Origin of the sequence: Parapedobacter luteus, assembly GCF_900168055.1 — a bacterium.
Taxonomy (GTDB): Bacteria; Bacteroidota; Bacteroidia; order Sphingobacteriales; family Sphingobacteriaceae; genus Parapedobacter; species Parapedobacter luteus.
On sequence record NZ_FUYS01000014.1, the window covers coordinates 87,799 to 102,722 of the forward strand.

Consider the following 14,924-nt stretch of genomic DNA (forward strand, 5'->3'; position numbering starts at 1 on the left):
TTTATAACACAAATAACCTATTATAAATTTTAGTTATAACCTATCGTTATAAGTGATTTAAATTATTGGTTGTTTCCATGTACATTTGGTAGCATCATCAATGAATTAAACACTATAAATCATAACATCATGGACAACAACCCCAACAACTCAGGCAAATGCCCGTTTTCAGGAGCGTCCCTTCAAGCAACACCTCAAAAGCATAACGTAGGCGGCGAAGGAACGAAAAACCGCGACTGGTGGCCAAACCAGCTCAAATTAAATATCCTGCGCCAGCACTCCACGCTATCCAATCCGCTGGACAAAGACTTTAATTACGCTGAAGCCTTCAAGAGCCTCGACCTGCATGCTGTAAAACAGGATCTACATAGCCTGATGACAGACTCACAGGACTGGTGGCCTGCGGATTTTGGCCACTATGGCCCCCTATTCATCCGTATGGCTTGGCATAGTGCCGGCACCTATCGAACAGGCGACGGTCGCGGAGGAGCTGGCCGTGGCCAGCAGCGATTTGCGCCGCTTAATAGCTGGCCCGATAATGTTAGCCTTGATAAGGCGCGCAGACTACTGTGGCCAATCAAACAGAAGTATGGACAACAGATCTCTTGGGCCGATCTGCTAATTCTCGCAGGTAATGTGGCCCTTGAATCAATGGGCTTTAAGACCTTTGGCTTTGCTGGCGGCCGCGAGGATACCTGGGAACCTGACGAGGACGTTTACTGGGGTTCGGAGACCACATGGCTAGGCGGAGACAAACGCTACGCCCATGGTTCCGAAGGTGTTGAGAAAGAAGGAGGTGTGCTTGTTTCGGACGATTCGGCGGACGGCGATATACATTCGCGAAACCTGGAAAACCCGCTAGCGGCCGTACAAATGGGACTTATTTATGTCAATCCGGAAGGTCCTGATGGCAATCCGGACCCAATTGCCGCCGCCCGTGACATCCGCGAAACCTTCAAACGCATGGCTATGAATGACGAAGAAACAGTCGCCCTGATTGCGGGCGGCCACTCCTTCGGAAAGACCCATGGGGCCGGTGATGCAGCGCTGGTAGGCCCCGATCCGGAAGCAGCCGACATCGAGGAGCAAGGTCTCGGCTGGAAAAATGCCTATGGCACGGGCGCAGGTGCTGACACCATTACCAGCGGCTTGGAAGTAACATGGACAACTACGCCGACAAAGTGGAGCAACAACTTCTTTTGGAACCTGTTTGGTTACGAATGGGAGCTGACGAAGAGCCCAGCCGGTGCACACCAGTGGGTGGCTAAGGGCGCTAATGCGATTATTCCTGATGCCCACGACCCATTGAAAAAACGTTTGCCGACGATGCTTACCACGGATCTCGCTTTGAGGTTTGACCCAGTCTACGAAAAAATTTCACGGCATTTCCTTGAAAATCCGGATGCATTCGCTGACGCCTTTGCCCGCGCATGGTTTAAGTTGACACACCGCGACATGGGACCGCGTGCACGTTATCTCGGACCCGAAGTACCGGAGGAAGAGCTGATTTGGCAAGACCCGATTCCAGCAGTAAACCATGAATTGATTGATGACAAAGACATCGCCACTCTGAAAGCCAACATCTTGGAATCGGGATTACCAATATCCCAACTGGTAGCCACGGCATGGGCATCGGCCTCTACGTTCCGTGGTTCCGACAAGCGCGGCGGCGCCAACGGCGCTCGCATTCGCCTTGAACCCCAAAAGAACTGGACGGTCAACAATCCTGCCCAATTAGCGGAGGTTTTGAGTGCACTTGAGAGCATCCAGACAGCCTTCAACAGCAGACAATCAAACGGCAAAAGGGTTTCTATTGCAGACCTTATTGTACTGGCCGGCTGTGCCGGTGTAGAAAAAGCGGCGAAAGATGCGGGGTATGATATCATCGTCCCGTTCACCCCGGGTCGCATGGATGCCTCACAAGATCAAACGGACGTGGAGTCATTCGCCGTGTTGGAGCCTGCCGCTGATGGCTTTCGTAATTACTTAAAAACCAGATACACCGTATCTACTGAGCAGCTACTAATCGATAAGGCACAGTTGTTAACACTGACCGCTCCCGAAATGACGGTGCTGGTAGGAGGGATGCGCGTGCTGAACACCAACTTTGATGGCTCTCAACACGGTGTGTTCACTCACCGTCCAGAAGCACTCACTAACGATTTCTTCGTAAATCTTCTTGATATGAACACGGTCTGGAAAGCGACTTCCGAGTCGAAAGAAGTATTCGAGGGCCACGATCGTTCAACCGGAGAATTAAAATGGACCGCAACCCGGGCAGATCTGATCTTTGGTTCCAACTCTGAGCTAAGAGCACTGGCAGAGGTCTACGGAAGCGCGGACGCCAACGAGAAATTTGTCACGGATTTTGTGGCAGCATGGAACAAGGTCATGAACCTTGACCGCTTTGATTTGTGATTGCATTGGCAATTCTAACGCGCTACAACACAGTTGTTAAAAAAAAGAGGCCGTCCAAAATGGTCTCTTTTTTTGTATATTAAGCCCCGTAAACTTTCAATCCGATACTAAAATGATACAGTTACAACTAGGTTATGTGAGCCTCTTCATGACAGTGCTCACCGTTATGCTACTTCTCCCTCAATTATCCATCGCACAAGACCATGTGTTTGGCAGTTGGACCGCTTGGTTCAACAATGTCCGATTTAACGACAAATGGGGAATGAACAATGACATCCAGTTTCGTGGAGGGCGAGACTGGACAACCAACTCCCTCTTACTGATTAGGCCTGGTGTCAACTACTACGTCAACAACCGGCAAACGGCCTCGCTGGGTTACGCCACTACATTCGTCACGAATGAATTGCCGGCAAATGGCCGCCGGATTACAGAGCACCGCATATGGCAGCAGTACATTATAAACGGCAAAGTACTGGATATCCCCATACAGCACCGATTCAGGTTTGAACAACGTTTCCTGCGGCGTCCGGATGAAACCGCTTTTGCCCAACGTGCAAGGTATTTCTTTCGGAGCGTCGTCCCCGTAAACCAGCCCCTGCAGGAACCATTCCATCGCGGGTTATTCATATCTCTTCAAAACGAACTCTTTTTTAATATCCACAATAACAAAGCGGTCAACAACAGGCTATTCGACCAAAACCGTGCTTATACATCGCTCGGCTTTCGATTTTCCGAAAAATATGACTTAGAGACGGGTTATATGAATCAATTTTTACTGAGGGATTCAACACCGGATACCATGACCCATATCTTTCAAGTTGCGCTATACACGCGATTATAACAATAATAACACTGTAAATCAACTAATTAAAAATATACAAGCAAAAACAATTATTAATATCTACCAAATTAATAGATATTATGTATATTTGTACCATGCAAAGAATCAATCACTATCAGAGCCACTTCGGCCATACCCAGAAGATGTGTACCATGGCGGTGTGTTTTAGACACAGTTGAAGGACTCTCTGACGATTGTAAACATACACAAGCCTCTTCGACAAACACATCGAAGAGGCTTTTTGATAACATTTAAAATAAAGAAGATGGCAACAGAAGCATCAGTAGCGAAACAGTATGTCGATCCGAAAATTACGATAGTAGGAGCTGGGCCTGGCGATCCGGATCTTATCAGCATAAAGGGTATTAAGGCTCTCAAGCACGCAAATGTCATCCTATATGACGCATTAGTAGACGAGCGGTTATTGGATTACGCACCCCAAGAGACCATCAAGGTCTATGTGGGTAACCCTTCGGGCGATGAAAACTTTTCACAGGATGTCGTCAACCAACTAATGGTAGACTATGCACTGAATTTTGGGCATGTCGTTCGACTTAAAGGCGGGGACTTGTTCGTGTTTGGTCGCGGCTACGAGGAACTGGATTATGCCGCATCATACAGCATTGAAACGGCTATCGTTCCTGGCATTTCCAGCGCCATATCCGTACCTGGATTACAAGGCATTCCGGTCACGCATCGCGGATTGAGCGAAAGTCTATGGATACTTTCCGGCACGGATAGCGAAGGCAACCTATCGCCTGAATTGCAGGATGCTGTCCGGAGTAGCGCTACGGTTGTTGTATTGCTTGGCTTCGAAAGGCTGCCCCAAATTGTGGCCTATTACCAAAAAGCCGGCAAAGGGAGGTTGCCCGCAGCGGTCATTCAAAACGGATCGATGAGCAATGAAAAAACGGCCATCGGATTAGTCAATACGATTGTGGAAGTAGCCGAGGAACAGGGCATCGATAATACGGGGCCGGTACTATTAATCTTCGGGGCTACAGTAGCGCTACACCACGGCTTCCAGCACATCAACCAATTTTTCGCGCTACAAGAATACCATGATCAACAGTAATCATTCAAATTTTCTCACTCTTCATATTAGTTTACAATTGGGTTAGTAAGCAAGGAGCGCCTGCCCAACAGGCGCCCTTACTTTTCATCAGAAACGTCTTCCAGTTAGCCAAACAACCACCAAGCAACGACCAACGTGACCAGCACATTGAACGATTGCGCTATTAGAAATGCCCAAAATGGTTTAGCGTTATTCCCAGCCAATAGATCTTTAACGTTGGTTTCCAATCCGATGCTGGTAAATGCCAATGCAAACCATAATCCCTGAATATTTTTTATCCCTGCCTTGACACCGTTTACCGTCGCGGGCTCAAATACAAACGAAAACAACAGCGATGCGGCCAGAAAGCCAAGGACAAATTTGGGAAAACGTTCCCAAATGACACTGAGCCCCGGTTTCTCCACGTGCTCGCCCTTTGGTGTTCCCCGATAGGTCCAGTATATCGAAATGGCCAACGCAGCAACACCGAGCAGCACATTCTGCGAAAATTTCACAATAGTGCTGATTTCCAGCGCCCGCTCTCCAACCAAGCTGCCAGAAGCGACTACAGCACCGGTGGTGTCGATGCTTCCACCCAACCACGCCCCTGTCATCTCCGCTGAAAAACCAAAGAACCGGGCAAGGTAGGGCATCCCTATCATCATCGGTATCGCCGTAATCAATACCATAGACACAACATAAGACAGCTTCTTCGAGTCCCCTTTGATGGCTCCCGAAGTCGCAATGGCTGCCGAAACGCCACATATCGATACTGCACTGGATATCATCATTGTAAGTTCTTCATCCACTTTCAATTTGCGGCATAGCCAAAAAGCAAAGTACCAAACCGATAAAACCACAATAAGCGATTGCACCAGTCCTAAAGAACCCGCTTTCAGGATGTCAGAGAAAATGACACTGGTTCCCAGCAGTACCAATCCGATTTTTACCAACAGCTCGGCATTAAGTGAGTCCTTGAACCATTGTGGCAATTTAAACAGATTTCCAATAATCAATCCAATCACTAAGCTGAAGATCACCGCCTCTAAGCCCAAATCACTTAAAACCGCATTACCCGCCAGCAAAAGAGCGAGGATGGTGAGGGCAAATACGATGGGAAAGCCTAATAACTGGTGTTTGACAGATTTACCGGTAATAATGGCTCCTACAACGACAATCATATAAGCAAAAACAAATTGGTACAAAACGCTCATGCCGTTGGTAGCGGTATACAAAGATTGCAGTGCCCCGAAATTATTCCATTTATAATCCGGAATAGGAATGTGCATTCCCAATGTTGCTAAAAAAATGATGGTAAACCCTAAAACAACGACAGCCCAATCTTCTGTGAGGCGTAGCTTAGCTGATGACATGCTTCTTTCTTAAATGGTTATCATATTGGCGATGATGAGACCGCGTCTAATTTTGCGGAGGAGGCTCGTCACTCACGCACCTGAAACCGAGGTTATTGCTTCCACTACTTACTTCGCCCTTCCCCCGGCTGCCGGCAATATACCGTTCGCAATACTGTTCGTTGCAAAGGAAAGAGCCACCCCGCTGTACACGTTTCACCACACCAGGCTCTATGGGGTCGTAGCTATCTACAGGACCTTTGGGATTTACCGTGGGACTACGCTCATAATAGTCCGGCCGATAATAGTCAGAACACCATTCCCAAACGTTGCCGTCCATATCGTACAGGCCAAAGGCATTCGGTTCAAATGATTTCACAGGTGCTACGCCTTCATAGCCATCCTCGGCTGCATCCCGTACAGGAAAATCCCCCTGATATACATTGGCTAGCCATTTCCCACCGGGCTTCAATTCATCGCCCCAATAGTACACGGTATTGGGCTTTCCTCCGCGTGCGGCGTATTCCCATTCGGCTTCTGTAGGGAGCCGCTTGCCCGCCCATGCGGCAAAAGCTTCGGCGTCTTCATAAGCAATGTGAACGACCGGCTCGTTTTCACGTCCCTTAATGCTGCTTCCCGGCCCTTCGGGTTGCCGCCAACTAGCACCTACTACGTACTTCCACCATTGAAGGTGGCTGCGCAAGTCCACCGGCCGGGCAGGCGGCGTAAATACGGCAGACCCTGGCTGCAAGACATCAAGTGGCACGTCAGGAAAATCCTTTGGGTTCAATGGCCGTTCGGCTACTGTCTGATAACCCGTGGCCGCTACAAAGCGGGCAAACTGAGCATTGGTTACTTCATGTTCGTCCATCCAAAAGCCGTCAACCGTCACCTCATGTACCGGACTGGCATCCGCAAACTTTGCTGATCCCATGCGGAATTTCCCCCCTTGAATGTACACCATTCGAGCATCATCGCCACCGGGAAGGTGAGGCCTCGCTTTGGATTCCCCAATTGCAGCCGCACGGGATGGAACGCCATGCGATACACAAGTCGCAACACTATCTGCATGCAATAGTTGTTCACCCTCCCGTGCGTTTTGGCCTGTCTGCCTATAGCAAGCAAGCGCAAACAGCGGTAAAATCAAAAACAAACCAATTCGCTCGGAGCTACTCATCATCTTGTTTCCTTACTATATACTTCGTAATCTGCTACCATCGCATTTCACCAATCAATTTTCCTTAAGGTCGCATTCGCCACCGCGGCCCTTCATTGCAAGACATAGCTATTGTCCTTCATACAACCAAACCAAATACATCTTTCAAGGCCTGCCTGGCAGCATGGTGGCCACACATTCCGTGCACGCCACCGCCTGGCGGTGTGGAAGAAGAGCATATATAGAGCCCTTTGGTTGACGTACGGTACGGCGAATACCGGAGTGCCGGACGTGTAAACAACTGTCCCAAATCAATAGCCCCCCCGTTTATATCGCCGCCGATATAATTTGGGTTATACGTTTCCAGCTCCACACTATTGAACGTATGTCTCGCCAATATACGGTCGCGGAAACCCGGTGCAAACCGCTCTATCTGCCGTTCAATTGTTTCGGTCATATTCACGGTAGAACCATTGGGCACATGGCAATATGCCCATGCCGTATGTTTGCCGTCCGGAGCACGGGTATGATCAAACATACTTTGCTGCGCAAGCAATACAAAAGGCTTGTCTGGATGCTTGCCCCGCCAAACCGCCTGTTCGCCGTAGGCAATTTCATCAAACGTTCCGCCCAAGTGCACTGTACCGGACTCCCTACATTCCGCCGCTGTAAACGGTATGGGGGCATCAAGCGCCCAGTCTACTTTAAATACCCCCACGCCGTACCGGTAGCGATTGAGCTGCCACCGGTAAAGCGACGAAAACCGATGCCCGGCAATAGTCAGCAGCTGCTTCGGTGTCACATCAAATAAGATTGCCTTTGCCGATGGCAGCTGAGACAAAGAAGTCACGTAAAAACTCGTTTCAATTTGCCCGCCTAAAGACCGGAAATAAGATGCCAACGCTTCTGCAATGCGTTGGGAGCCGCCTTTAGCAATCGGCCAGCCGGTCAGGTGCCCATTGACGGTAAGCACCACACCGATAGCTGATGTTGTCAGGCGCGACAATGGCTGGAGCGAATGTGCAGCCATACCCGCCCACAAACCCTTGGCTGCCGCTGTGTGGAATATGCGAGCGATATAACGCGCTGATGGCATCGCCTTCGCGCCAAACCGAGCCAAACCAATCGCCCCCTTGGGCGCTCGCAACGGTCCCAAGACGTCATCTACAATACTTGGCCATAGCCGCAATAACGGTTCGTAAAACCGACGGTATTGCCGCTCATCTCGCCCCAATAAATTAGCGGTCTCGGCCAATGACGTTTTTAGCACCGCCGCCGTTCCGTCGTCAAAAGGATGGCCTGCAAGTATGGGGGGGTGTATATATTCCAAACCGTGCGCACCGAGAGGAAGAGTTTTGAAAAAAGACGATCCCGCAGCCATAGGGTGTACGGCAGAACAGACATCATGATAATAGCCCGGCAACGTCAATTCGGACGTACGGAGACCTCCACCCAGCGTCGCCGCACCTTCAACCAATAGTACTGACAGCCCACTCTTCTGCAGTGTGATAGCCGCCGCAAGCCCATTAGGCCCTGAACCTATTACAATTGCATCATAATCTGCGCTATGTCTCAATCCATTCAACCTTTTTCCGTCAAACTCAATTTATCACGAAACTAACCTTATCCACACCCGAATTACCTGTCTTTCCGTCAAAGGCATATACCAAAAGCTCAAAACTCCCTTTGTCTTCCAATGGTAACGCTCCTTCAAAGACATTGTCATCATCCGTTATTTCAAGCGGAAACTCCGAAAGAATCTGTCCATCCCGCCGCAAAACACCCCATACTTCGATATCTTCTGCATCCCATATTCCTCCTTTATTGATGACACATCCACACATCATTACCAAGTACACCCTGGCTCTCAAACTTCCATGAGTCAGTGACTCCGCCGCGATTACTTCGTGTGTAGACGGATATTTTATATCCAAAATATACCCCGGGATATCCAGTATGATCCCATCGCCGAGAATATCCTTTCCAGGAATAACCCATAACTGGGTAGTCGCTTTTACGGATGCTGCTTTTCTGTTAAACGGGGCGATGACCTCGACGTCAACGAAAACAGGTTCACGGATGTCCAGTTGAGCTTCGAATTTAGCAGTATTGTCATCCGCAAGCCGGGTTTTTCTGGCAATAGGTGTGTTCATAATGACCTCCGTATCACCGGAGGTCCCGGTTGTGTATCCTTGGGCTAAGATTTCACCAGTAGTGTTGTTTCTAACGATCACATAAGCACCACCAATGCCCGTACCAATAAACTTCGCATCTTTGGCTTTGGCCCGGACAATCATCTTGGTCGTCTGCGAAAAGGAAAGCTGCACCGCAAAAGACAGGATTACCAAAATTATTGCTTTAAATACGCTCATCCGTGTTTTCTTTATGTTCGTCGTCCGCCGACACACAAATATAAGAATTGCGCCCATTTCAAGACGACGATTCTGCGAAATCACCTAATGCATTTTCTATAAGCTGTGAGGATAAGCGAAGTTGAGGTGTGAAGCGAAGGAAAAAAACGAAACCATTGTCCAAAAAGAAAGCCCCGTGTGCAGTTGCACGCGGGGCTTCCAAATAAAATCCGGCACCGACCTACTCTCACGCCTGTTACGGCAATACCATCGGCTCTGGCGGGCTTAACTGCTCTGTTCGGGATGGGAAGAGGTGGACACCGCCGATATAGGCACCTGAATACCTTTATGACATATCATCGGAAGAAAACATGAACGAGAATCCGAGCAAGGCAACAGCATCTCTGCGCGAGAAAGCTTTCGGGCTATTAGTACCGCTCAGCTGTGGTGTCGCCACCTCTATACCTGCGGCCTATCAACCCCGTAGTCTACGGGGACCCTCAATGGAATACTAATCTCGTGGCCGGTTTCGCACTTAGATGCTTTCAGCGCTTATCCTAACCCGACATAGCTACCCAGCCGTACACCTGGCGGCATAACTGGTTCACCAGCGGTCGGTCCAGCCCGGTCCTCTCGTACTAAGGCCAGCCCCACTCAATATTCCAACGCCCGCAACAGATAGGGACCGAACTGTCTCGCGACGTTCTGAACCCAGCTCGCGTGCCACTTTAATCGGCGAACAGCCGAACCCTTGGGACCTTCTCCAGCCCCAGGATGTGACGAGCCGACATCGAGGTGCCAAACCTCCCCGTCGATATGAGCTCTTGGGGGAGATCAGCCTGTTATCCCCAGAGTACCTTTTATCCTTTGAGCGATGGCCCTTCCATGCAGAACCACCGGATCACTATGTCCGCCTTTCGGCCCTGTTCGGCCTGTATGCCTCACAGTCAAGCAAGCTTATGCCATTGCACTCCGCGTACGGTTACCAAGCGTACTGAGCTTACCTTTGAAAGCCTCCGTTACCTTTTTGGAGGCGACCACCCCAGTCAAACTACCCACCAAACAATGTCCCCCGCTACGCAGGGTTAGGAACCGGATACGCAAAGGGCGGTATTTCAAGGACGGCTCCACGAGTCCTGGCGAACCCGATTCATAGCCTCCCGCCTATCCTACACATCACGCACCCAGTCCCAATGTTAAGCTGTAGTGAAGGTTCATGGGGTCTTTCCGTCCCGTTGCGGGTAACCGGCGTCTTCACCGATACCACAATTTCACCGAGCTCATGGCTGAGACAGCGCCCAGATCGTTACACCATTCGTGCAGGTCGGAACTTACCCGACAAGGAATTTCGCTACCTTAGGACCGTTATAGTTACGGCCGCCGTTTACTGGGGCTTCGGTTCAATGCTTCGCCATTGCTGACTAACATCCCCCCTTAACCTTCCAGCACCGGGCAGGTGTCAGGCCTTATACTTCATCTTTCGATTTCGCAAAGCCATGTGTTTTTGTTAAACAGTCGCCTGGGCCTTTTCACTGCGGCTGACTTACGCCAGCGCCCCTTCTCCCGAAGTTACAGGGCCATTTTGCCGAGTTCCTTAGCCATGATTCACTCGAGCACCTTAGGATTCTCACCCCAACCACCTGTGTCGGTTTACGGTACGGGTTTTGAATGCCTGAAGCTTAGCGGTTTTTCTCGGAAGCTTGATTACCCACGCTATCGGCGCCCCCGAAGGTTTGCCGTACTATCGGGTTTCAGCATCCGGAACGGACTTCCCTGTCCCGGATATACCTACGCCCTTCAACGCACTATTCCGTCAGTGCGCGGTGGTGTCACTTCTCCGTCCCCGCATCGCAGCATCCAAAAGTACGGGAATATTAACCCGTTGTCCATCGGATTCGCCATTCGGCTTATCCTTAGGCCCCGACTGACCCTGATCCGATTAGCGTTGATCAGGAAACCTTGGTCTTTCGGTGGGCGGGTTTCTCACCCGCCTTATCGTTACTTATGCCTACATTTGCTTTTCCGGAAAGTCCACCGGCCCTTACGGACCGGATTCGCCCCCGCCGGAATGCTCCCCTACCGATATTAAATATCCCATAGCTTCGGTAACACACTTGATGCCCGTTCATTATCCACGCCCGGCCGCTCGACTAGTGAGCTGTTACGCACTCTTTAAATGAATGGCTGCTTCCAAGCCAACATCCTAGCTGTCTAAGCAGCCGGACCTCGTTAGTCCAACTTAGCGTGTATTTGGGGACCTTAGCTGATGGTCTGGGTTCTTTCCCTCTCGGCCTTGGACCTTAGCACCCAAAGCCTCACTGCTGCGTATATCCTGCGGCATTCGGAGTTCGTCTGGATTTGGTAGGATGTGACTCCCCCGCACCCAATCGGTAGCTCTACCTCCGCAGGACTCTCCGCAACGCTGTTCCTAAAAACATTTCGGGGAGTACGAGCTATTTCCCAGTTTGATTGGCCTTTCACCCCTACCCTCAGTTCATCCGGAAGCTTTTCAACGCTTATCGGTTCGGCCCTCCAGTACCTGTTACGGCACCTTCAGCCTGACCAAGGGTAGATCACAAGGTTTCGCGTCTACCTCCACCGACTGCACGCCCTGTTCAGACTCGCTTTCGCTTCGGCTGCCCCACTGAATGGGTTAACCTTGCCGGTGAAGTGTAACTCGTAGGCTCATTATGCAAAAGGCACGCCGTCACCCCTAAAGGCTCCGACCGCTTGTAGGCACACGGTTTCAGGTTCTTTTTCACTCCCCTGTTCGGGGTTCTTTTCACCTTTCCCTCACGGTACTGGTCCACTATCGGTCTCCCAGGAGTATTTAGCCTTGGCGGATGGTGCCGCCGGATTCCCACAGGGCGTCTCCGACCCCGCGGTACTCAGGATACCACTAGGCTGCACTTGCTTACGTGTACGGGACTGTCACCCTCTCCGGTACCGGCTTCCCTTCCGGTTTCCACTTCACGCATGCATGCCACTTCGTGGTCCTACAACCCCGCATATGCCGTAACATATCCGGTTTGGGCTAATCCGCGTTCGCTCGCCACTACTTGCGGAATCACTGTTGTTTTCTCCTCCTACGCCTACTTAGATGTTTCAGTTCAGCGCGTTCGCGTATTATACGATGTACCTTCAGTACATCAGGTTACCCCATTCGGAAACCGCCGGATCAATTCGCATTTGCCGATCCCCGGCGCTTATCGCAGCTTGTCGCGTCCTTCTTCGCCTCTGGGAGCCTAGGCATCCCCCGTGTGCCCTTCTTTACTTTCTTCAACCCGCGGCCCTTTTGCCAACCGCGGGCCTGCTTCGGACCGCATGTCGCCATGCCGGCCCTACTGTTGCCTTCTCTCTTCTCTTCTTGTTTTCTTCCAATATGTCAAAGAACTTCTGTTCGGGAGCAGGGACCCCGGAATAAGGCGCAAGGACAACGTCCTTTTTCCCCTTCCTGAAACCCCTCATCCTAAACGCGTGGAGAATAACGGATTCGAACCGTTGACCCCCTGCGTGCAAGGCAGGTGCTCTAGCCAGCTGAGCTAATTCCCCGTACCCGTAGTCCCGAGCAGACTTGAACTGCTGACCCCTACATTATCAGTGTAGTGCTCTAACCAACTGAGCTACGGGACTAGCTTTATTCTCGCCTCTCAGGACACACCGTGTAAGGGAACGGTGTCCTCTATTTTCCTGATATCTTCTTCTCTCTTTTCAATTGATAATCCATGGCGCAACGAGTACCAATCCGGTACCCTAGAAAGGAGGTATTCCAGCCGCACCTTCCGGTACGGCTACCTTGTTACGACTTAGCCCCAATTACCAGTTTTGCCCTGACACGCTCCTTGCGGTCACATGCTTCAGGCACCCCCGGCTTTCATGGCTTGACGGGCGGTGTGTACAAGGCCCGGGAACGTATTCACCGCGTCATTGCTGATACGCGATTACTAGCGAATCCAACTTCACGGGGCCGAGTTGCAGGCCCCGATCCGAACTGTGACCGGCTTTGCGGGATTGGCGCCCTGTTGCCAGGTGGCTGCCCGCTGTACCGACCATTGTAGCACGTGTGTAGCCCCGGACGTAAGGGCCATGATGACTTGACGTCGTCCCCGCCTTCCTCACTGCTTGCGCAGGCAGTCTGGATAGAGTCCCCACCTTTAAATGCTGGCAACTATCCATAGGGGTTGCGCTCGTTGCGGGACTTAACCCAACACCTCACGGCACGAGCTGACGACAGCCATGCAGCACCTAGTTTCGTGTCCCGAAGGACGCACCCATCTCTGGGTGCTTCACTAACTTTCAAGCCCGGGTAAGGTTCCTCGCGTATCATCGAATTAAACCACATGCTCCTCCGCTTGTGCGGGCCCCCGTCAATTCCTTTGAGTTTCACCCTTGCGGGCGTACTCCCCAGGTGGATGACTTAACGCTTTCGCTTGGACGCTAACCGTATATCGCTAACATCGAGTCATCATCGTTTAGGGCGTGGACTACCAGGGTATCTAATCCTGTTCGATCCCCACGCTTTCGTGCATCAGCGTCAATTACGCCTTGGTAAGCTGCCTTCGCAATCGGTGTTCTGTGGCATATCTATGCATTTCACCGCTACTTGCCACATTCCGCCTACCTCATCCGCATTCAAGCGCGCCAGTATCAACGGCACTGCGATGGTTGAGCCACCGTCTTTCACCACTGACTTAGCGCGCCGCCTACGCACCCTTTAAACCCAATAAATCCGGATAACGCTCGGATCCTCCGTATTACCGCGGCTGCTGGCACGGAGTTAGCCGATCCTTATTCTCACGGTACACTCAACCCGGTACACGTACCGGGGTTTGTTCCCGTGCAAAAGCAGTTTACAACCCATAGGGCCGTCCTCCTGCACGCGGCATGGCTGGTTCAGAGTTGCCTCCATTGACCAATATTCCTTACTGCTGCCTCCCGTAGGAGTCTGGTCCGTGTCTCAGTACCAGTGTGGGGGATTCTCCTCTCAGAGCCCCTAGGCATCGTCGCCTTGGTAAGCCGTTACCCTACCAACTAGCTAATGCCACGCGAGCCCATCCGTCCCCTATGAATATTTGGTTGTCCCACGATGCCATGGAACAACGTCATGCGGTGTTAATCCCTCTTTCGAGGGGCTATCCCCCTGGGACGGGCAGGTTGCTCACGCGTTACGCACCCGTGCGCCACTCTCATCACCCCCGAAGGAGTGAATCCCGTTCGACTTGCATGTATTAGGCCTGCCGCTAGCGTTCATCCTGAGCCAGGATCAAACTCTCCATTGTAAAAATGATGTCCGATCTGACCCGATTGCTCGGAATCAATCTTTAATTATGTCTATTAACCTGGATTGACTTAGGTCTGTCTTGTTAACTTTCGCCCATGACAGACTACTCGTTACGCTACATGAATATCAATATCTTTCAAGAACTCTCGCGCCTCCGCTCACGCTTCGGCTTTTTTATCTTCCGCAGCCCCGAAAGGCCGCATCCGTCTTTGCTTCTTTTTCTGCCGCCGGCACATCGCGCGCCGGCTCCGGAACCTACCGTCTTTCAACCCCCCGTTCCGTTTGGGACTGCAAAGGTAAGGAGCTTTTTTTATTCCACCAAAAAAAATTTTACTTTTTTTTTTACCCCCCGAAACGCCCGGAAACCAAACGCCCCCAAACAACCGCAAAACCTTACCCAAACCGTTCAAAAAACAACCGCAAACTCAAAACTTCTTACCGTTTCCCCGTTTGCGGGCTGCAAAAGTAGAA

Annotated in this window: 7 protein-coding genes, 2 tRNA genes and 3 rRNA genes; 3 read left to right on the top strand and 9 right to left on the bottom strand. The window is 51.0% G+C overall.

Going from position 1 to position 14,924, the window contains the following annotated elements:
- Positions 1-129: 129 nt before the first annotated feature.
- The 3 genes from katG to cobA all read left to right on the top strand — a co-directional run bounded on the left by katG (position 130) and on the right by cobA (position 4,334).
- Entirely contained in the window at positions 130-2,418 is a 2,289-nt protein-coding gene (katG, locus tag B5X72_RS19045; protein ID WP_079718529.1) for a catalase/peroxidase HPI, read from the top strand.
- 112 nt (positions 2,419-2,530) lie between these two features.
- Positions 2,531-3,259 carry a DUF2490 domain-containing protein gene (locus tag B5X72_RS19050; RefSeq protein WP_079718517.1) on the top strand — a complete coding sequence of 243 codons (729 nt, stop codon included), beginning with the start codon at positions 2,531-2,533 and terminating at the stop codon, positions 3,257-3,259.
- A 265-nt stretch (positions 3,260-3,524) separates the two neighbouring features.
- Positions 3,525-4,334: a uroporphyrinogen-III C-methyltransferase gene (cobA, locus tag B5X72_RS19055; RefSeq protein WP_079718518.1), complete on the top strand. Its 810-nt coding sequence runs from the start codon at positions 3,525-3,527 to the stop codon at positions 4,332-4,334.
- 104 nt (positions 4,335-4,438) lie between these two features.
- Here the strand turns inward: cobA and B5X72_RS19060 are convergent, their stop codons facing one another.
- The 9 genes from B5X72_RS19060 to B5X72_RS19105 form a co-directional block, all read right to left on the bottom strand.
- The gene (locus tag B5X72_RS19060; protein WP_079718519.1) at positions 4,439-5,686 is read right to left on the bottom strand and encodes a YeiH family protein; all 1,248 of its coding nucleotides are present in this window, start codon (positions 5,684-5,686) and stop codon (positions 4,439-4,441) included.
- Positions 5,687-5,732: 46 nt separating this feature from the next.
- Entirely contained in the window at positions 5,733-6,845 is a 1,113-nt protein-coding gene (locus B5X72_RS19065) for a formylglycine-generating enzyme family protein (protein ID WP_245827027.1), read from the bottom strand.
- A gap of 115 nt (positions 6,846-6,960) precedes the next feature.
- Positions 6,961-8,397, bottom strand: a complete 1,437-nt coding sequence (locus B5X72_RS19070) for a phytoene desaturase family protein (RefSeq protein ID WP_079718530.1) — start codon at positions 8,395-8,397, stop codon at positions 6,961-6,963.
- Positions 8,398-8,422: 25 nt separating this feature from the next.
- A complete protein-coding gene (locus tag B5X72_RS19075) occupies positions 8,423-9,193 on the bottom strand; it encodes a hypothetical protein (RefSeq protein WP_079718521.1) in 771 nt (256 codons plus the stop codon).
- A 207-nt stretch (positions 9,194-9,400) separates the two neighbouring features.
- Positions 9,401-9,512, bottom strand: a 5S ribosomal RNA gene (gene rrf / locus B5X72_RS19080).
- A 68-nt stretch (positions 9,513-9,580) separates the two neighbouring features.
- Positions 9,581-12,452 (bottom strand): 23S ribosomal RNA (locus B5X72_RS19085).
- Between the two features lie 198 nt (positions 12,453-12,650).
- Positions 12,651-12,724 (bottom strand) — tRNA-Ala (locus tag B5X72_RS19095).
- A 7-nt stretch (positions 12,725-12,731) separates the two neighbouring features.
- Positions 12,732-12,805, bottom strand: a tRNA-Ile gene (locus B5X72_RS19100).
- Between the two features lie 124 nt (positions 12,806-12,929).
- Positions 12,930-14,451 (bottom strand): 16S ribosomal RNA (locus B5X72_RS19105).
- The 16S, 23S and 5S rRNA genes sit together here with 2 tRNA genes alongside, the layout of an rRNA operon.
- Positions 14,452-14,924 lie beyond the last annotated feature (473 nt).